Source organism: Microbacterium sp. MPR-TSA4 (assembly GCF_058792815.1).
In genome coordinates, this window is record NZ_JBXAFF010000019.1 from 27,919 (window position 1) to 46,467 (window position 18,549).

The window sequence follows — 18,549 nt, forward strand, 5'->3', positions numbered from 1 at the left end:
GCGAGTCGAAACGCCCTGCGCCCCGTCGCGTCAGGGGCTGTCGAAGCTCCACTGCTCCGGATCCGTCGCCGTCGCGACATCCCAGTCGTCGGTGGCCCACACGAACGTCGCGACGGCACAGGTCGGCATATGACCGATCCCGCCGCCGGAGAGCCGCTCCGCGAGCGCGGTCATCCCCGGGTCGTGCGCGACGACCATGACGGCCGGAACGCCGCGGTCGGCGGCCGCCCGCAGGAGCGTGGCCGCCGCAGCCCCGTACAGGTCGCCGTCCAGCTCCGCGTCGAGGCCGAACGCCTCGGCGAAGAAGGATGCCGTCGTGCGGGCACGCAGCGCCGTCGACGACAGGATGGCCTCGAGCCGGATGCCGGTGCCGGCCAGCCGCGCCGCCAGGGCGGGCGCATCGCGCAGGCCGCGGGCGTTGAGGGGGCGGTCGTGGTCGTCGAGGCCGGGATCTCCCCAGTCGCTCTTCGCGTGGCGGACGAGGACGAGCGTCGTCATGCGGACACCTTTCGTGTGTGGAGGCCCGTCAGCAGTTCCAGCACGCACAGGGCGGCCAGCCGCACCGTACGCCCGTCGGGGGCATCGGCCGTGGCATCCACTTCGACGATATCGGCGCTGCGCACCGCGGGGGCGGCGGCGATGCCGCGCACGAGCGCCCGCAGCTCCCACGCCTGCAGCCCGCCGGGCACGGAGGCCGGGCACCCGGGCGCCACCGCGCGGTCGCACACGTCGACGTCGACATCGAGGTGGATGCCGCCGCCCCCGCGTCCCGCGATCTCGCGCGCCTCCGTCACCACGTCGTCGATCCCGCGGCGCCGCACCTCGTCGAGGGTGATCACCCGGATGCCGAGGTCGGCGGCGCGCCGGGCGTAGGCGGCGGAGTTGGCGAAGTCGGCGATGCCGACCTGGACGACGCGGCGCGGATCGAGCCCGCCGTCGACCAGCCGCCGCACGGGAGAGCCGTTGGACACGCCGTCGCGCAGGTCGAAATGGGCGTCGAGGGTGATGAGACCGGCGGCATCCGCGCCCTGGGCCGCCGCGTAGGTGATCGAGTTGTCGCCGCCGATCGCGATCACCAGCTCGCTGCGCCCCCGCAGCTCGCCGACGCGCGCACGCAGCAGCGCCTCTCCGTCGGGACCGTCGGGCTCGGCGACGTCGCCCGCGTCGGCGAGCCGGAGCGCGTCGGCGAGGTCGACGGGCGGGGGACCCATGAGCGTCGGGCTGAAGCGGCGGAGCGCGTCGCGCACGGCCGCGGGCGTCGCGTGCGCCCCGGTGGGCGACAGCGAGGTGCGGAAGGCGGGGGCGCCGAGCAGTGCGGCGTCGAGGCGATCACCGGCGGCGAGGTCGCCGATCGTGGGCCAGTCGCCCGCGCGCGGCCAGAGCGGATCGTGGGAGAGCGCCATCAGCCGACGTACACCCACGCGGTCCGGCCGCTGCCGAGCCTCACCCGGACGCGGCGGTACAGCGACACCTCGTACTCGTCGGCGGCGTCGATCTCGTCGGCCGTGAGGTGCAGCACCCGTCCGACGACCTTGTCGACGGTGTTGCCCGTCTCGCGGAGCACGGGATGCACGGAGGCTCCGGAGAGGTCGACCACGCGCTGGTCCTCGATCTCGACGTAGTCGATCGTGTAGCCCGGGAGCACGTCGGGCTCGCCGGCGATGAGGCGTCCGAACGTGTCCAGCTGCACCTCGGCGTACTGCAGGGTGCCGTAGGTGAAGAGAAGATCGTCGGCCGGATCGTCCATGCCGTCAGGCTACTGCGCGCCGGGTGCCCGCATCCAGATGGCACCGCCGACGTCGGCGCCGTCAAAAAGGGGTGCTCAGCCGAGCAGCGCGTGGGCGACCGCGAAGATCGCGAGGCCGGCCAGGGCGCCGACGATCGTGCCGTTGAGACGGATGTACTGCAGGTCGCGGCCGACCATCAGCTCGATCTTCTCGGTCGTTTCGGCCGGATCCCACTTCTCGACGGTGTCGGTGATGATCGAGGCGATGTCGTGGCGGTAGCGGTCGACGACGAAGACGGCCGCGTCCGCGATCCGGTCGTCGACACGGTGCTGCAGCGCGGCATCCGTGGCCAGACGCTCGCCGATCTCGACCAGCGCCGCCGTCACGCGCCGGCGCAGACCGCTCTCGGGGTCGGCCAGCGCCGCGAGCAGTCCCGTCTTCGCGGTGTTCCACGCGTCGGCGGCGAGCTCGCGCACGCGCGGGCTGTCGAACACCGCGGTCTTCGCGTCTTCGAGGCGTGCGATGGTCGTCGGATCGCTCTGCAGGTTCTCGGCGAGACGGGTCAGGTAGCCGTCGACGGCGCGCCGCGCCGGGTGATCGGGGTCGGCCTGGATGGCCGCGACGAACTTGACCGCCTCGTTGTAGACGGTGTCGTCGACGAGGCGCATGGCCACCGACGGCACCCACGAGGGGAGGCGCCGGGAGACGAGCCCGCTGAAGGCCTCGTGGTTCGCCCGCAGCCACGTCGCGATGCTGTCGACGCCGAGGTCGACGGCGCCGCGATGCGCGTCGGCCGCGACGACCCGCCCGAGCCACGCGCCGACGGTCGGACCCCATTCGGGGCTCAGCAGGTGCTCGCGCGCCAGGTCGCTGATGAGGTCCTGCACCTCGTCGTCGCTGAGGGCGCGCAGGATGCCGGAGGCCACCGCCGACGCCTCGCCCGCCACCGTCTCGGCGTGGGCGGGCTCGCTCAGCCACGTGCCGGCGGTGCGGGCGATGGGGGTCGACTCGAGCTTCGATCGCACGACCTCGGCCTCGAGGAAGTTGGTCTCGACGAACTCTCCGAGGGTGCGGCCGATCTCGTCCTTGCGCCGCGGGATGATCGCGGTGTGCGGAATGGGGATGCCGAGCGGGTGGCGGAACAGCGCCGTCACCGCGAACCAGTCCGCCAGGGCGCCGACCATGCCGCCCTCCGCCGCCGCGCGGACGTATTCCAGCCAGGGATAACGTTCCTGGAGGATGAAGGCGACGACGAACACGACCGCCATCAGCACGAGCGCGCCCAGCGCGACGCCCTTCATCACCCGCAGAGCTCGCCGGCGCTCCTGATCGGCCGGGCTGAGCAGCTGCGTGGGAGTGGGCGCCATCCCCGTAGTCTCGCACGCGGCGTATCCTGGCCGCGTGATCGAAGACATCCAGAAGCGCGCCCTGCACCGCACCAGCATCCTCGAAGGACAGGTGCGCGGGCTCGCGCGGATGATCGAGGGCGAGGAGTACTGCATGGACATCATCGCCCAGTCCCGGGCGATCCAGAAGGCGCTGGCCTCGCTCGACAAGCTCCTGATCGAGAACCACCTGCGCACGCACGTCGCCCACATGTTCGCCGAGGGCGGCGATCAGCGCGACCTCGCCGTCGCCGAACTGCTCAAGGCATACGACCTCGAGACCCGCTGACCGCGTCGTCGGCGGGGCTGTCGGGCCGGGTCGGGCGCCCGAACTGCAAGGCCGTCGGTGCGACACGCGGGGTCCGGCGCGCCGCCGACGGCGCGTCGCGCAGCATCCCTTGCAGTTCGGTCGGATGCGGCGGGGTGGATGCCGCGGCGGGCGCGGTCGGGGAGGCTAGGCGCCGACCGGACCGAGCCAGGCCGCGGCGACGGTCGCGTGCGCCGACTCGGGGTCGGACGGGTGGAGCATGCCGGCCAGCACGTCGCGGTACAGGCGGCTGAGCTCGTTGCGGGTGAAGTAGGACGAGCCGCCCGCGACGAGCATCGCCTCGTCGACGATCTGCTTGGCGGACACCACCGCCCGATGCTTCAGGCCCGACAGCTTCGGGAACCACAGTCCGCCGTGGTCGATGAGCGCGTCGACGTCGTGCGCGATCGCCGCGACCTGGGGGAGCAGGCCGTCGTAGGCGAGCGCCATCTCGGCGATCCGCCACCGGATGTCGGGGTCGTCGCTGTAGGGACGGCCGGTCTTCTTCGAGCTCCGCGTCTTGGCGGCGGCGACGGCCAGATCGAGCGCCCGACGTGCGACGCCGGTATAGACGGATGCCAGGAGCACCTCGAACACGCTGAAGATGCCGAACACGATGGGATCGGGGTTCGGGCCCGGGTCGACACGGCGCACGACCCGGTCGGCGGGGGCGACGACGCCGCTCAGCACCGTCGTCCGCGACTGGGTGCCGCGCATGCCGAGGGTGTCCCAGTCGTCGCGGGTGTCGACGGCGTCGGTGCGGGGAACGAAGGCGTAGACCATCTTCGGGTTCGCCGGGTCGGTCGTGTCGAGTCCGTGCAGTCCCAGCTGGGTCCAGACCGGGCCGAGCGAGGTGAAGATCTTCGTCCCCGTGAACGTGTACGAACCGTCGGGTCGGGGGACGGCGGCGGTGTCGCTGCCGAAGAGCACGAGGTCGTTGCCCGCCTCGCTGATGCCGAAGGCGAAGACCTCGCCGGCGACCGCGCCGGTCTGCACGAACCGCAGGTCGTCGATGCCACGGTCGGACATGACCTTCGCCACCCCCGTCCACACGAGGTGCATGTTGATCGCGAGAGCGGTCGCCGGCGCGGCGCTCGCGAGTCGCTGCTGCAGCACCGCCGCTTCGGCGAGACCCAGTCCCGCGCCGCCGAGCGCCGTCGGGACGAGGATCGCGAGATACCCGGCATCCCTCAGCTCGGCGAGGTCCTCGTCGGGGAACCGGTTCTCGGCATCCACCGCCGCGGCGCGCGAGCGGATGCGCTCGAGCAGGTCGTCGGGGAGGTACGGGGTCGGGTCGAAGTCTCTCACCCTTCCATCCTGCCCCTCGCCGCGGGAGTCGGGCCGTTCGGCGTCGAGGTCGCGTGTCCCGAACTCCTCCGCTTGGGGCCGGGCCGGGGCCCAAGTGCCGGTGAGGCGGCCGGGGCGTACGAGATTGGAGGAGTTCGGTCCGGCGTGCCGCGATGCCCGGCGCGGCCGGGGCGTCGCGGGATGGCCCGGCCGCGGCGTGGGCGGGGGAGGATGGGGGCATGATCTCGACCGAGTTGGCCGTCGCCCTCCGCGATGCGGGGCTCGTGTGGCGCCCGGCATCCGGTGACCGCTTCCAGCTCGACGAGCCGGAGTTCGAAGCGGACGTGTTCACCGTCAGTGAGATGACGATCGAACCCCGCCAGTACGCGACGGGTGCGATCCTCGCGTTCAACGGGACGACGGAGTGGGCGCTGGATTCGGTCGCGCAGACCGACGCGCTGTGGCTGCCGCGCGAGGATCAGCTGCGCGAGCTGCTGCGCGGCGCGTTCCGCCGCCTGGAGCGGCTGGCCGACACCCATCGCGTCGAGATCGAGTTCGCGGGCGAGCGCCACGTGTTCGAGCATCCGCAGCCCGAGGACGCGTACGCCCTCGCGCTCCTGCACATCCTCCGCCGGATCGCCTGAGCCGCGGGTGCCGCGGCGCCCGGGTCGCGCCGACCGAACGGCAAGGTCCCGCGGGCGACACGCCGACTCCGCGCACACGGATGCGGCGTGTCTCGCAGCATCCCTTGCAGTTCGGGCGCGTGTCAGCGGCCGTGCACGCGCGAGGCGCCGCACCCTCGTACGCGCGAGCAGGGCGGGGCGTCAGGTGATGACGGGGACCGGCTCGGTGTCGGGGATGGGGCTCGCGTCGCGGCCGCGCAGGTCGGGGAAGCCGCGGACGAAGGCGGTCGCGACCAGCGCCCCGACGATCGCGAAGGCGGCGGCCGCCGCGTACGCCCCGGCATGGCCGGTGCCGTCGATGAGGAACCCGGCGATGGCGGAGCCGAGCGCGGCGCCGATGAGCTGTCCGGTGCCGATCCATCCGTAGGCCTCGGCGGTCTCGCTGAACTTCACGGATGCCGAGGTCATCGCGAACATGACGGCCAGCGCCGGCGCGATGCCGACGCCCGCGATCACGAGGCACGCCCCGATCCACCACGGCGTGGAGGCGCCGATGCCGCCCACGACGAAGACCGCCGCGACGAGTCCGACCGCGACGACGCTCATGCGGCGCGCCATCGCCCACGGCCCCATGGGGATGTGGCCGAACGCCAGGCCGCCGGCGAGGCTGCCGACGGAGAAGACGGCGAGCACGAGGCCGGCTTCGAGGCCGCCGTGTCCGAATGTCGCGACGACGGCCGCCTCGACCGCGGCGCAGGCGCCGATGAGGAGGAAGCCGATGACGGTGGCGAGCAGCACGACGGGCTTGCCGAGCACCTTCCCGAACGCGCGACGGCTGCGCGGTATGCGCACCCGGCCGACCTCGGGGGAGAGGATGAACCACGCGCCGCCGGCAGCGAGGATCGTGACGATGAGCAGGAGCGCCGGCACCGTGCCGACCTGCGTGGCGACGACCGTGATGACGACGGGCGCCAGGATCCAGATGATCTCCTGCAGGCTCGCATCGAGCGAGAACAGGGCGGTCAGTTGCCGTGCGTTGACGAGCTTGGGGTAGATCGTGCGCACCGCGGACTGCACGGGCGGCGTGGACAGGCCCGCGATGAGGCCGAACACCATGTAACCCACGACGCCCATGGGGATCAGGGCGAGGGCGAGCAGAGCGGCGGCGCAGACGGTCGTCGTGAGGGTGAGCACCCGGCGCATGCCCCATCGGCCCATCCACCGGCTCGTCACGGGGCCGGCCGTCGCCTGACCCACGGATGCCGCCGCCAGCACGAGACCGGCGGCTCCGTACGACCCGGTCATCTGCTCGACGTGCAGCAGGATCGCGAGGCTCGTCATGCCGTTCGGGAACCGTGCCGTCAGCTGAGCCGCGATGATGCGAGCCACGCCCTGCGTGCGCAGCAATTCCCGGTATCCCGCCACCCCTCCACGCTACCCGTCGGGGGCGACATCGCGACACGCCCGAGGGATGCCGCGACACGCCGACGACCCCATTCCACAGGCCCGGGAGTGTCGGAGGCGGCGGCTAGCGTCCGAACTGTGGATGAGCGGGCGCGGCCCGGGGGAAATGCCCGTGATTCAGGCTTTTTCCCGACGCCGGATCGCTCGGCATCCTGTGGATGAAACGGTGGACAACCTGTGTTGTACATGGGGAGAACGGTGCAAAACTACACGGATGTAACTACTAGCCCTTGTGGTGCTATCCAACGTCCGTACCCATATGTAGTATTGGACTCCCGGCGGGGGCAGGGCCGGGACCACAGGCGACAAGACGACGACAACCGCAGAGATCGATCCGCTGGGATCAAGGGGAGAGAAAGAACGACATGGCAATCACGGTGTACACCAAGCCCTCCTGCGTGCAGTGCAACGCGACCTACCGCGCGCTGGACTCCAAGGGCATCGACTACGAGGTCCTCGACCTCTCCGAAGACCCGGCGGCCCTCGAGCACGTGAAGTCGCTCGGCTACCTGCAGGCGCCGGTCGTCGTCACGGACGAGGACCACTGGTCGGGCTTCCGTCCCGACAAGATCGACGAGCTCGCGAGCCGTCTGGCCTGAGATGCCGACGCTGACGAGCGCCCCGCTGCTCGTCTACTTCTCGAGTGTGTCGGGCAACACGGCGCGTTTCATCGAGAAGCTCGGCCTGCCGGCCGCCCGCATCCCGCTCACCCCTGGCGACGCCCCCCTCGAGGTCGACGAGCCGTTCGTGCTCGTGACACCGACCTACGGGGGCGGCCAGGGGCGTGGCGAGGAGAAGGGGGCCGTCCCCAAACAGGTGATCCGGTTCCTCAACGTCGAGCACCATCGTCACCTCATCCGCGGAGTGATCTCCGCGGGCAACACCAACTTCGGCGAGTCGTTCTGTCGCGCCGGTGACATCATCAGCCGCAAGTGCACCGTGCCGCACTTGTATCGGCTCGAACTTTTCGGCACGCCTGACGACGTCGTTCGTGTGAGCGACGGATTGGAACGATGGTGGAAGCTGCAGTGAGCCCGGCGACATTCAAGACAGACGCGCGCTTCGAGGGGATGGACTACCACGCCCTCAACGCGATGCTCAACCTCTACGGCGAGAACGGCCAGATCCAGTTCGACGCCGACAAGCGCGCCGCGCGGGAGTACTTCCTGCAGCACGTCAACCAGAACACCGTGTTCTTCCACTCGCTGCAGGAGCGCCTCGACTACCTCGTCGAGAAGGAGTACTACGAGGGCGCGGTGCTGGAGAAGTACCCGTTCGCGTTCATCCAGCGCCTGAACGACCGGGCGTACGGCGCGAAGTTCCGCTTCGAGACGTTCCTCGGCGCCTTCAAGTACTACACGAGCTACACGCTGAAGACCTTCGACGGCAAGCGGTACCTCGAGCGCTTCGAGGACCGTGTCGTCATGACCGCCCTCGGGCTCGCCGACGGCGACCAGCAGCTCGCCGAGAAGCTCGTCGACGAGATCATCTCCGGCCGCTTCCAGCCGGCGACCCCCACGTTCCTCAACACCGGCAAGGCCCAGCGCGGCGAGCTCGTCAGCTGCTTCCTGCTGCGCATCGAGGACAACATGGAGTCGATCGCCCGCGGCATCAACTCCGCACTGCAGCTGTCCAAGCGCGGCGGCGGCGTGGCGCTGCTGCTGAGCAACATCCGCGAGGCGGGCGCGCCGATCAAGCAGATCGAGAACCAGTCCAGCGGCATCATCCCCGTGATGAAGCTGCTCGAAGACAGCTTCAGCTACGCCAACCAGCTCGGTGCGCGTCAGGGCGCCGGCGCCGTCTACCTCTCGGCGCACCACCCCGACATCCTGCGCTTCCTCGACACCAAGCGCGAGAACGCCGACGAGAAGATCCGCATCAAGACGCTCTCGCTCGGCGTCGTGATCCCCGACATCACGTTCGAGCTCGCCCGCAACGGCGAGGACATGTACCTCTTCTCGCCGTACGACGTCGAGAAGGTCTACGGGGTGCCGTTCGGCGACATCTCGGTCACCGAGAAGTACCGCGAGATGGTCGACGACGCGCGCATCAAGAAGACGAAGATCAACGCGCGCGAGTTCTTCCAGACCCTCGCCGAGATCCAGTTCGAGTCGGGCTACCCGTACATCATGTTCGAGGACACGGTGAACAAGGCCAACCCGATCAAGGGTCGGATCAACATGTCCAACCTGTGCAGCGAGATCCTGCAGGTGAACACGCCGACCACGTACAACGAGGACCTGTCCTACGACCAGATCGGCAAGGACATCTCCTGCAACCTGGGCTCGATGAACATCGCCCTCGCGATGGACGGCAAGGACCTCGCGGGAACGGTCGAGACCTCGATCCGTGCGCTCACGGCGGTCAGCGACCAGAGCCACATCCGCTCGGTCCGCTCGATCGAGGACGGCAACGACCGCTCGCACGCGATCGGCCTGGGTCAGATGAACCTCCACGGCTACCTCGCGCGCGAGCACGTGCACTACGGGTCGGAAGAGGGCATCGACTTCACGAACATCTACTTCTACACGGTGCTGTTCCACGCCCTGCGCGCCTCGAACCGCATCGCGATCGAGCGCGGCACGGCCTTCGACGGCTTCGCCGACTCGACGTACGCGTCGGGGGAGTTCTTCGACAAGTACCTCGAGCAGGAGTGGGTGCCGCAGACCGATCGGGTCGCCGAGCTGTTCGCGGGCATCCACATCCCGACCCAGGACGACTGGCGTGAGCTGAAGGCCTCGATCCAGGCGCACGGCATCTACAACCAGAACCTGCAGGCGGTGCCGCCGACCGGCTCGATCTCGTACATCAACAACTCGACGAGCTCGATCCACCCGATCGCGTCGAAGATCGAGATCCGCAAAGAAGGCAAGATCGGCCGCGTCTACTACCCGGCGCCGTTCATGACGAACGAGAACCTGGAGTACTACCAGGACGCGTACGAGATCGGCTACGAGAAGGTCATCGACACGTATGCCGCGGCCACGCAGCACGTCGACCAGGGCCTGTCGCTGACGCTGTTCTTCAAGGACACCGCCACCACGCGCGACATCAACAAGGCGCAGATCTACGCGTGGCGCAAGGGCATCAAGACGATCTACTACATCCGCCTGCGTCAGATGGCACTCGAGGGCACGAACCTGTCCGAGTGCGTCAGCTGCATGCTGTGACGCTGCGTTCAACGACCGCTGAAGGAAAATCATGACCCCCTCTGAGCCGCTCAAGCTCATCGATCACGTCCAGGCGATCAACTGGAACCGCATCCAGGACGACAAGGACCTCGAGGTCTGGAACCGCCTCGTGAACAACTTCTGGCTGCCCGAGAAGGTGCCGCTGTCCAACGACATCCAGTCGTGGGCGACGCTCACCCCCGACGAGCAGACCACCACGATGCGGGTGTTCACCGGGCTGACGCTCCTGGACACCATCCAGGGCACCGTCGGCGCCGTGTCGCTCATCCCCGACGCGATCACGCCGCACGAGGAGGCGGTGTACACCAACATCGCGTTCATGGAGTCGGTGCACGCGAAGAGCTACTCGTCGATCTTCTCGACCCTGTGCTCGACGCCGGAGATCGACGACGCGTTCCGGTGGTCGGTGGAGAACCCGAACCTCCAGAAGAAGGCCCACATCGTCATGGACTACTACCGTGGCGACGAACCGCTCAAGCGCAAGGTCGCCTCGACCCTGCTGGAGTCGTTCCTGTTCTACTCGGGCTTCTACCTGCCGCTGTACTGGTCGAGCAAGGCGAAGCTGACGAACACCGCCGACATCATCCGCCTCATCATCCGCGACGAGGCCGTGCACGGCTATTACATCGGCTACAAGTTCCAGAAGGGGCTCGAGAAGCTCACCCAGCCCGAGCGCGACGAGATCAAGGACTACACCTTCTCGCTGCTGTACGAGCTGTACGACAACGAGGTGCAGTACACGCAGGACCTCTACGACGGCATCGGCCTGACCGAGGACGTCAAGAAGTTCCTGCACTACAACGCCAACAAGGCGCTGATGAACCTCGGCTACGAGGCGATGTTCCCGTCGCAGCTGACCAACGTGAACCCCGCGATCCTGTCGGCCCTGTCGCCGAACGCCGACGAGAACCACGACTTCTTCAGCGGCTCGGGTTCGTCGTACGTCATCGGCAAGGCCGTCGCGACCGAGGACGACGACTGGGACTTCTGATCGCGTCACCGTGAGGTGGATGCCGAGCCCCGCGCACGCCCCCTGCCGACCTGCTCCCTGAGCATCTCGGCAGGGGGCGTCGTCGTGTCACGACTCGGCGGCGTCCGGCCGGGCCTCACAGGGAGCGCTCAGGCACCGACCCCGCCTTCAGTTATGCTGAAGGAATGCTCCGCACACCCCTGTCCCTGTTCCGCACGCTCGCGTTCGCCGAAGCCGTGTCGTGGACGCTGCTCATCGCGGGGCTCATCGTCCGCGCGACCACCGGCTGGGCGCCGGCGGTCACCATCGGCGGCGGCATCCACGGATTCGTGTTCCTCTCCTACGGCGCGACCGTCGTGCTCGTCGCGCTGAACAACCGCTGGCCGGCGGGTCCGACGGCCGTCGCCCTGATCTCCGCGATCATCCCCTACGCGACGGTCCCGACGGAGCTGTGGGTGCATCGTCGTGGCCTGCTCGCGGGTACCTGGCGTGTCGAGCAGGCCGCTGACGCGACCGATGCGCGCTGGTACGACGCGCCGCTGGCGTGGTTCCTGCGCCGCCCCTGGCTGCTGTTCGTCGGCATCCTCGTCGCGGTCGTCGCGATCTTCGCGGTGCTCCTGATCCTCGGCCCTCCCGGCGGCGCGAAGGGCTGACGATCCGGAGGGGTGAGTCGCGAACGGCGAGGATCGGTCGGGAACAGTCACGGTACGGCGACCCTCTGGCACGCCGGTGGCTCGCTAGCATGGGGCCATGACCCAAGAGAGCCCCCGCTTCAGTCCGGTCATCGCGCTGCTCGCGGTCTCGGCGATGTGGGAGGAGCAGCTGGCGGCGATCCTGAAGGACCTCGGCATCAGCACCCGCAAGTTCGGCCTCCTCGGGCACATCTACGCCGAGCCGGGGATCTCCTTCTCCGAGCTCGCCCGCCGCTCTCACATCACGGTGCAGTCGGCGCACACCGCCGTCCGCACGCTCGTCGACGACGGCCTCGTCCAGGATGCGACGGCCCACGCCGGAGCGGCCAGCGACCTCCACGTCACCTCCAAGGGCGCCCGCGTCCTGCAGGACGCCCGGGAGCGCCTGTTCGAGCTCGACGGCGTGCTCGCTCAGCGCCTCCCCAAGGTCGCCGACTCGCTGGACGGCATCCGCGCCGGCATCGTCTGAGCGGGCGGCCCGTCGCTCGCTCCGGCGGGATCAGCGCCTCGTCGACACCGTCACCGTGAACTTCGCGTCGCGCGCGATCTGACGGGTCGGACCGACCAGCCGATCCAGTGCGGGTCGGTATCGCAGGGGCGAGTTCCACACGCACCACAGCTCGCCGCCGGGGCGCAGCACCCGTCCCGCGTCGGCGAACAGGCGTTCGGCGATGCCCGCGGTCAGCGCGGCGCCGGAATGGAAGGGCGGGTTCAGGGCGATGAACGACGCGGACGCGTCCGCGCGCTGCTCCAGACCGTCGGCACGAGCGACCATCACGCGGTCAGCGAGGCCGTTGGCGGCCGCCGTCGCCCGGGCGGATGCCACGGCGACGGCCGACGGGTCGCTCGCGTACACGTGGGCCGCCGGATGCCGCCGGGCGAGCCAGGCGCCGATGATCCCGGTGCCGCACGCGAGGTCGATCCAGGGATCGTCGGGGGTGCCGCCCGCCGGGGCGGCGGGCGCCGCGTCCAGCGCCGCCAGCAGCGCGCGCGTGCCGATGTCCAGTCGCGCGCCGGCGAACGCGCCGCCGAACGCCCGCACCTCCAGCCCGTCGATGCGCGCCGCGGCCGGCACGGGATCGCCGCCGCCGCGCGGGTCGCGGGCGATCAGCACCCGCGACTTCTGCCGCGCATGCGTGACGTCGAGAGTGTCGAACGCGCTGCGCAGCACGTCGTTCATCGCGACGGTCATGTGCTTGAGCCGCCCGCCGGCGACCACGACGACATCGGATGCCGCGTGTGCGGCGATCAGCCCGGCGATGTCGCGCAGCGCATCGAGCGCGCGCGGCAGTCGCAGCAGCACGACGCGCGCCCCCGACACCAGCGCCGCGTCCAGAGCACCCGACGACACCCGGTCGTCCAGGCCGAGCGCCTGCGCGTTCGCGCCGAGCGCGCGTTCGCCCGAGAGCGCGTCCTGGTGCACCCGCACGTCACGCGCGCCGGAGAAGGCCGCGCCGAGTGCGAGGGCGCCGTAGCCGTCCCCGATGACGACGATCTCACCCGGCCCCGCCGCGGTGCGCAGCGCCGCCGACTCGTCGAGGATGAGCCGGTCCGCGGCATCCGCGGCGACCAGACCCTCACCCTCGATGTCGGGCGCGCGACGCAGGCGCTCGAACGGGAAGCTCACGCCGGGTCCGCATAGTGCAGCACGGCGTCGTCCGGCGTGCACTCATCGCCGATGCGGATGCCGGTGGCCAGGGCGCCCGCGTCGCGCAGCCCGTGCAGCGTCGCGACCGCGCGGCGGCGCAGCTCCCACGGGTCGATCGTGTTGACGTAGATCTTCGTGCCGCCCTCGAATCCGGCGGGCGTCGAGATGCGCCACTTCAGCACGACCCGCCACGGCATGGGCCACGGTGCACCCGGCGGTCGGTAGTGCCATTCCTCGTTGGTCGGGACGTGGACGCCGGTGGCGGCGTGCAGAGCGTGCAGCAGGTCGGACACGGCGCGGATGCCGGTATCCGTATGGTCCTGCGGCAGATTGGCGTCAGAGGTCGAGAAGATCTCGAAGGCGGGATAGCGGTGGCCGACGCCGGCGAACGCGACGGCACCGTCGTTCGCGGCGACGACGAGGCGTTCGGCCACGGCGAGGTCGGCGATCTCGTGCTGGTAGAGGTCGCGATCGTGGGAGAGCAGCCGCAGCTCGTGGTCGACCTGCGGCCCGTGCTCGTCGATCGCGACGAGCTGCTTGTGGAGGTGCTCGAAGGAGGCGCCGGCGGGGCGCAGCCAGTTCTGGAACACGCTGACGTAGGCGGCGTGCGGCTGCGCGGCCTGGATCTCCGCGAGGGCCCGCACCGTGAAGGCGACGTACGCGGCGTGCTCGTCGGGCGTGAGGGTGCCCGAGGAGGCCAGCTCGGCGTCGGTGGTCGCGCCGTCGACGACATGGCGTCGCGCCACCACGACGTCGTGGGAGCCGCCGAGCAGATCCAGAGCCGCCTCTTCGAGGCTGGTCTCGGTGCCCGCGGCCTGCGCGCGGATCTCGGCGAGCTTCTCGAGGTGGACGCGCCCGACGGGGTCGGACAGGTACTCCTCGGCCCACCGGAAGACGTGCGCGGGCTGACGGAAGCCGTGGTTCTCGCGCCAGTACTCCGCCGAGACGATCTCGAAGAGGTTCGCGAAGCGCCGGAACTCGGCGACCGTGTCGTTCAGTGCGGAGGCGGGGACGCGTCGCAGCTCCTCGAAGTGCGGTCCCACCAGGCGGGCCTTCTCCGGCGTGGTCTCGAAGTAGCGGTCGACGCAGAAGGCGCAGAGCCGCCGATCCTCGCCCGGGCCGAGCCGGCGGGTGTCGTCGCGGGCGAGCCCCAGAGGCCGACTCGCCCGCCCCGGGACCGTCCACACCCGCGTCCCGGTCAGCGGGCCGATCTGCTTGACCGTGCCGTCGGGGAGGCGCCGGATCGCTCGTGCCGCACCGTCGCTCATCCCTTCAGCCTACCGACGCGGCCGACATCCGCCCCTCGACGTCCGCGGTCAGCGGCCGGCCTGAACGCGGACCGTGCCGGTCTCGGCCACCAGGCGCTCGCGGTCGACGCGGTCGAGCTCGTGGAGCGAGCTGCCCTTCGTCTCGCGCATCGAGACCACCGCGACGAGCGTGATGGCGGCGGCGACGGCGAGGTACAGCGCGACCGGGATGTAGGTGCCGTAGGCCGACAGGAGCGCGGTCGCGATGATCGGGGCGAGCGAGCCGGCGACGATCGAGGTGACCTGGTACCCGAGCGAGACGCCCGAGTAGCGCATGCGGGTCGGGAACATCTCCGACATGATCGCCGGCTGCGGGGCGTACATGAACGAGTGGATGACCAGGCCCAGGCAGATCGCCAGGATGATGATGAGCGGCTGCGTCGTGTTGAACATGGGGAAGGCGATGAAGCCCCAGGCGGCGGCGCCGACGGTGCCGATCGCGTAGACGGGCTTGCGGCCGATCCGGTCGGCGAGGCCGCCCACGAGGGGGATCACGATCATGTGCACGATGTGGGCGATCACGAGCATCCCGAGGATCTCGGCCGTGTCGACGCCGAGTGCGATCTTCAGGTAGGTGATGGAGAACGTCACGACGAGGTAGTACATGATGTTCTCGGCGAAGCGCAGGCCCATCGCGGTCAGCACGCCGCGCGGGTAGCGGCGCAGCACCTCGAAGACGCCGTAGCGCACGTGCTTCTGCTCCTCGACCTCCTTCTGCGCCTCGAGGAAGATCGGCGCGTCGGTGATCTTCGTGCGGATGTAGTAGCCGATCGCGACGATGACCACCGAGAGCCAGAAGCCCACGCGCCAACCCCACGCCAGGAAGGCCTCGGGGGAGAGCGTGCGGCTGAGCACGAGCAGGACGATCGTGGCGACGAGGTTGCCGATGGGGACGGCCGCCTGCGGGAACGAGGCCCAGAAGCCGCGGGTCTTGTCGGGGGAGTGCTCGGCCACCAGGAGCACGCCGCCGCCCCACTCTCCGCCGACGGCGAAGCCCTGGGCGAAGCGCAGCAGCACGAGCAGCGCCGGAGCCCAGTACCCGACCTGCTGGAAGGTGGGCAGGCAGCCCATCAGGAAGGTGGCGACGCCGACGAGGATGATCGCGAGCTGCAGCAGCTTCTTGCGTCCGTACTTGTCGCCGAAGTGGCCGAAGACGATGCCGCCGAGAGGGCGCGCGACGAACCCGACGGCGTACGTGACGAAGGCGGCGATGATGCCCGCGTACGGATCGTCCGACGGGGGGAACATGATCAGGTTGAACACGAGCGTCGCGGCCGTGGCGTAGAGGAAGAACTCGTACCACTCGACGATCGTGCCGGCCATCGAGGCGCTGACGACCCGGCGGAGCCCGGACGACGGCTGCGTGGTGTCTGGCGGGGTGGCTGAAGCCATGCGCTGATACCTCCTTGTAGAGCGCGGTGCGGCGGGGGGATGCCGCGACGTGGACGCTACCTGAAAAGTGATTCAGGTACAAGGTTCAGTGCCGCACAGCTCCTGTGCGCTCACGCACGCACGCGCAGGTAGCGGTGCTCCGGGCGACCGGTGGTGCCGTAGCGCAGACGCACGTCCACGACTCCGCGGGCCGCCATCGCCGACAGATGCCGCTGCGCGGTGGCGCGCGAGACGCCGGCACGGTCGGCGATCTCCGACGCCGACGACTCGTCGTCGCCGAGCGCCTCGAGGATCACCTGCTCGGTCGCCGACCGCGACACCGACGGGGTCTCGCCGCCGGCGCGCAGGAGCGCCAGCGCGCGGTCGATCTCCTCCTGCGAGACGGTGCGCGACTCGTCGAGCAGGTTCCGGAAGCGCAGATAGCGATCCAGCAGGTCGGTCAGCGCGCGGCGCTCGAACGGCTTGACGAGGTAGCCCAGCGCCCCCGCGCGCAGCCCGCGGCGGACCGTCGCGGCGTCCGCGGCGGCGGACAGGACGACGGCGTCGACGCCGCAGGCCTGCACGAAGCCGATGCCGTCGCCGTCCGGGAGGTACGCGTCGACGAGCATGAGGTCGGGCCGGTCGGCCCGCACGGCGGCGCTCGCCGCGGCGAGGGTGCGCACCGGCTCCAGCGCGGTGTAGCCGGGACGCTCCGCGACGATGTCGCGGTGCAGGCCGGCGACCCGGAAGTCGTCGTCGACCACGAGGACGCGGACGGGTGAGCTCATCGGGCGGAGTCCTTTCCGGATGCGGGGTCCGCGGCGGTGCCGGCGTCCAGCACGTCCACGAGACGCGCGCCGAACACGGCCCCCGTGCCCGAGCCCGCGGGGCCGCGTCCGCCGGGATCGATCAGCCAGACCTCGCCGCCGCGGCGCCGGGCGAGCTCCCGCGACAGCGGAAGGCCGACGCCGAGCCCGTGCACGCGGTCGAGATCGGAGGCGGGCCGTGCGGAGCGACGGAAGAGGTCGGCGTCGTCGGGGACGCCCGCGCCCGAGTCGGCGACCGTGAGGACGAGGTCCGGGCCGTCGCCGAAGCAGCCGATCCGCACCTCCCGCGGCTCGGGACCGGCGACCGCCGCCCGCACGGCGTTGTCGACGAGATTGCCGAGCACGGCGGCGACGTCCTCGACGTCGCGCAGCGGCGACAGCAGCAGGGAGTCGGGATCGATCGACACGCGGACGCCGCGCTCGCCGGCTTCGAGCGCGTGGGCGCCGATGAGCGCATGCAGGAGGGCATCGCCGATCAGATCGAGGTTCTCGACCGGATAGTCCACCGGGCCGCGCTGCAGCTGATCGCCCAGGAACTCGCGCGCCTCGCGGTCGCGCCCCGCGTCGAGCAGGCCGGCCGCGACGTGCAGGCGGTTGGCGAACTCGTGTCGCTGGACGCGCAGCGCGCCGGTCATCGCGCGCACGGTGTCGAGCCGCTCCGTGAGGGCCACGATGTCGGTGCGGTCGCGCACGATCAGGACGGCCCCGAGGTCGCGCCCCTCGCGACGGACCGGCTGGGCGTCGACATAGAGCACCCGATCGCCCACCACGATCCCGTCGCCCGCGGTCCCTTCGCGCACGGCGACGAGGATGGCCGGTGCGACCCCGAGCTCCTCCAGCGTGCGCCCCTCGGGGGCGTCGAGATCGAGGAGCCGGCGGGCGGTCTCGTTGCACAGGCGCACCGTCCCCTCCCCGTCGAGCGCGACGACGCCGTCGCCCACACCGTCGAGCACCGCGGCCTGGTTCTGCACCAGGGCGACCAGTTCCTCCGGCTGCAAGCCCAGCGTCACTCGTTCCCACCGCCGTCGCAGCACCAGTCCGGCGAGCGCGGCCACCAGGATCCCCGCGCCGGCCGCGGCGGCGATGCCGCCCAGCAGCGCCGGGAGGTCGTCGAACACGCTCGAGGGCTCGAATCCGACGCTCACTTCGCCGACGGGGGCGGTGCCCTCGCCGTCGGGCGGGAGGATCGGCACCTTCGCGCGCGCCGAGACGCCGAGGGTCCCCTCCTCCCACGTCACGACCTCGTTGCCGGCGAGCACCTGACGGTAGTCCGTGCTGACCGGCCGGCCCAGCTGGTCGGGGTCGGGGTGGGCGAGACGGATGCCGTGGTCGTCGGCGATGACGACGAACAGCGTCCCGGTGCGCGCCGTCACGGCGTCGGCCAGGCGCTGCAGCTCTCCGTCGCGGAGCTCGGCACCGTCGGGCGTGCCCGGATCGGCGCTGATCGCGGCGACCTCGGCGCGCACCTGCGGATCGACGGCGATCGTACGGGCGATGTTGAGCGCGGAGGTCTCCGCCTCCGCGCGCAGCAGCTGGACGCCGAGGATCACGAAGACCACGACGCACACCGCGACGACGGCGACCACCGTCGCCAGCAGCAGCAGCGCCGCGCGCGTCGCGAATCTCATCTGGTGAGCATAATGCGCTGAACTCGCGCTTCGCGCAGAAGTCGCGGGAATGAGAGATAGCGCGCGCCGCCGCGGCGCGGTCCCTAGATTCGCGGCATCCGGTCGACGACGAACGTCGGCCG

General features: G+C 70.5%; 19 protein-coding genes. 8 read left to right on the forward strand and 11 right to left on the reverse strand.

All coding sequences use genetic code 11. The features are described 5' to 3' along the window. Window positions 1–30 precede the first annotated feature (30 nt). The 4 genes from AC1Q49_RS09615 to AC1Q49_RS09630 all read right to left on the reverse strand — a co-directional run bounded on the left by AC1Q49_RS09615 (window position 31) and on the right by AC1Q49_RS09630 (window position 3,094). On the reverse strand, window positions 31–498 hold the full coding sequence (locus AC1Q49_RS09615) for a SixA phosphatase family protein (RefSeq protein WP_492491862.1): 468 nt from the start codon (window positions 496–498) through the stop codon (window positions 31–33). Further along, window positions 495–1,403 carry an agmatinase family protein gene (locus AC1Q49_RS09620; RefSeq protein ID WP_492491864.1) on the reverse strand — a complete coding sequence of 303 codons (909 nt, stop codon included), beginning with the start codon at window positions 1,401–1,403 and terminating at the stop codon, window positions 495–497. The genes AC1Q49_RS09615 and AC1Q49_RS09620 overlap by 4 nt, the downstream gene beginning before the upstream one ends. Continuing rightward, window positions 1,403–1,747: a gamma-glutamylcyclotransferase family protein gene (locus tag AC1Q49_RS09625; RefSeq protein ID WP_101305964.1), complete on the reverse strand. Its 345-nt coding sequence runs from the start codon at window positions 1,745–1,747 to the stop codon at window positions 1,403–1,405. Before AC1Q49_RS09625 ends, AC1Q49_RS09620 begins: the two co-directional genes overlap by 1 nt. Window positions 1,748–1,822: 75 nt before the next feature. Further along, window positions 1,823–3,094, reverse strand: a complete 1,272-nt coding sequence (locus AC1Q49_RS09630; RefSeq protein WP_101305965.1) for a DUF445 domain-containing protein — start codon at window positions 3,092–3,094, stop codon at window positions 1,823–1,825. A gap of 34 nt (window positions 3,095–3,128) precedes the next feature. Here AC1Q49_RS09630 and AC1Q49_RS09635 point away from each other — a divergent pair, with 34 nt between their 5' ends. Continuing rightward, on the forward strand, window positions 3,129–3,401 hold the full coding sequence (locus tag AC1Q49_RS09635; protein WP_060959399.1) for a metal-sensitive transcriptional regulator: 273 nt from the start codon (window positions 3,129–3,131) through the stop codon (window positions 3,399–3,401). A gap of 165 nt (window positions 3,402–3,566) precedes the next feature. Here AC1Q49_RS09635 and AC1Q49_RS09640 read toward each other — a convergent pair whose 3' ends face one another. Beyond that, the gene (locus AC1Q49_RS09640) at window positions 3,567–4,727 is read right to left on the reverse strand and encodes an acyl-CoA dehydrogenase family protein (RefSeq protein WP_492491867.1); all 1,161 of its coding nucleotides are present in this window, start codon (window positions 4,725–4,727) and stop codon (window positions 3,567–3,569) included. 218 nt (window positions 4,728–4,945) lie between these two features. Here AC1Q49_RS09640 and AC1Q49_RS09645 point away from each other — a divergent pair, with 218 nt between their 5' ends. Then, on the forward strand, window positions 4,946–5,350 hold the full coding sequence (locus AC1Q49_RS09645) for a pilus assembly protein CpaE (protein ID WP_101305967.1): 405 nt from the start codon (window positions 4,946–4,948) through the stop codon (window positions 5,348–5,350). Window positions 5,351–5,530: 180 nt separating this feature from the next. Here AC1Q49_RS09645 and AC1Q49_RS09650 read toward each other — a convergent pair whose 3' ends face one another. Continuing rightward, the gene (locus tag AC1Q49_RS09650; protein WP_205282614.1) at window positions 5,531–6,754 is read right to left on the reverse strand and encodes an MFS transporter; all 1,224 of its coding nucleotides are present in this window, start codon (window positions 6,752–6,754) and stop codon (window positions 5,531–5,533) included. 404 nt (window positions 6,755–7,158) lie between these two features. Here AC1Q49_RS09650 and nrdH point away from each other — a divergent pair, with 404 nt between their 5' ends. From nrdH to AC1Q49_RS09680, 6 genes are all read left to right on the forward strand, one after another. Next, window positions 7,159–7,392 carry a glutaredoxin-like protein NrdH gene (gene nrdH, locus AC1Q49_RS09655; RefSeq protein WP_005052310.1) on the forward strand — a complete coding sequence of 78 codons (234 nt, stop codon included), beginning with the start codon at window positions 7,159–7,161 and terminating at the stop codon, window positions 7,390–7,392. A gap of 1 nt (window position 7,393) precedes the next feature. After that, window positions 7,394–7,825, forward strand: coding sequence for a class Ib ribonucleoside-diphosphate reductase assembly flavoprotein NrdI (nrdI, locus tag AC1Q49_RS09660; RefSeq protein ID WP_101305969.1), 432 nt, complete (start codon window positions 7,394–7,396; stop codon window positions 7,823–7,825). Further along, the gene (nrdE, locus tag AC1Q49_RS09665; RefSeq protein WP_492491871.1) at window positions 7,807–9,963 is read left to right on the forward strand and encodes a class 1b ribonucleoside-diphosphate reductase subunit alpha; all 2,157 of its coding nucleotides are present in this window, start codon (window positions 7,807–7,809) and stop codon (window positions 9,961–9,963) included. Before nrdI ends, nrdE begins: the two co-directional genes overlap by 19 nt. 31 nt (window positions 9,964–9,994) lie before the next feature. Beyond that, entirely contained in the window at window positions 9,995–10,975 is a 981-nt protein-coding gene (gene nrdF, locus AC1Q49_RS09670; protein ID WP_005052315.1) for a class 1b ribonucleoside-diphosphate reductase subunit beta, read from the forward strand. A gap of 164 nt (window positions 10,976–11,139) precedes the next feature. After that, window positions 11,140–11,607, forward strand: a complete 468-nt coding sequence (locus tag AC1Q49_RS09675) for a DUF3817 domain-containing protein (RefSeq protein WP_060959405.1) — start codon at window positions 11,140–11,142, stop codon at window positions 11,605–11,607. A gap of 97 nt (window positions 11,608–11,704) precedes the next feature. Beyond that, window positions 11,705–12,115, forward strand: coding sequence for a MarR family winged helix-turn-helix transcriptional regulator (locus AC1Q49_RS09680; RefSeq protein WP_060959411.1), 411 nt, complete (start codon window positions 11,705–11,707; stop codon window positions 12,113–12,115). Window positions 12,116–12,145: 30 nt separating this feature from the next. Here AC1Q49_RS09680 and AC1Q49_RS09685 read toward each other — a convergent pair whose 3' ends face one another. The 5 genes from AC1Q49_RS09685 to AC1Q49_RS09705 all read right to left on the reverse strand — a co-directional run bounded on the left by AC1Q49_RS09685 (window position 12,146) and on the right by AC1Q49_RS09705 (window position 18,427). After that, complete coding sequence (locus tag AC1Q49_RS09685) at window positions 12,146–13,273, reverse strand: class I SAM-dependent methyltransferase (RefSeq protein WP_492491874.1); 1,128 nt, start codon at window positions 13,271–13,273, stop codon at window positions 12,146–12,148. Then, entirely contained in the window at window positions 13,270–14,562 is a 1,293-nt protein-coding gene (locus tag AC1Q49_RS09690; RefSeq protein WP_492491876.1) for a DUF4921 family protein, read from the reverse strand. The genes AC1Q49_RS09685 and AC1Q49_RS09690 overlap by 4 nt, the downstream gene beginning before the upstream one ends. A gap of 48 nt (window positions 14,563–14,610) precedes the next feature. After that, window positions 14,611–15,993 (reverse strand): MFS transporter, encoded by a 1,383-nt coding sequence (locus AC1Q49_RS09695; RefSeq protein ID WP_060959413.1) that lies wholly within the window; start codon window positions 15,991–15,993, stop codon window positions 14,611–14,613. A gap of 110 nt (window positions 15,994–16,103) precedes the next feature. Further along, entirely contained in the window at window positions 16,104–16,760 is a 657-nt protein-coding gene (locus AC1Q49_RS09700; RefSeq protein ID WP_492491879.1) for a response regulator, read from the reverse strand. Next, a complete protein-coding gene (locus AC1Q49_RS09705; protein WP_492491881.1) occupies window positions 16,757–18,427 on the reverse strand; it encodes a sensor histidine kinase in 1,671 nt (556 codons plus the stop codon). The genes AC1Q49_RS09700 and AC1Q49_RS09705 overlap by 4 nt, the downstream gene beginning before the upstream one ends. Between the last annotated feature and the right edge of the window lie 122 nt (window positions 18,428–18,549).